Origin of the sequence: Gemmiger formicilis (assembly GCF_016901605.1) — a bacterium.
Taxonomy (GTDB): domain Bacteria; phylum Bacillota; class Clostridia; order Oscillospirales; family Ruminococcaceae; genus Gemmiger; species Gemmiger formicilis_B.
This window is the reverse complement of record NZ_JACJKP010000834.1, coordinates 1-220: the sequence shown is the minus strand read 5'-3', so window position 1 is coordinate 220 and position 220 is coordinate 1. Positions and strand designations below refer to the sequence as shown.

General features: G+C 57.3%; 1 pseudogene. It reads right to left on the bottom strand.

From position 1 onward, the window contains the following. A pseudogene (locus H6B10_RS18350) lies at positions 1 to 220 on the bottom strand (hypothetical protein); the annotation flags it as partial.

Genomic DNA, 220 nt, shown 5'->3' with positions numbered 1-220 from the left:
TCTGCGTGCAGTCCGGTGATATGCTCAACTTCCTGATCGGTACGCTGCTCTCGATGGTATCTGCTTTTGTGATCACCTGGGTGTTCTCCAAGAGCAAGCGGCTGAATGCGGAACCGGGGGCCACGTTGAGCACGTTGGTCAGGGTCACGTAACCGCAGCCGATGGCAGAGCCCAGCATCGCCGCGTAGAAGGGGTATTTCATCTTCAGGTTGACGCCGAA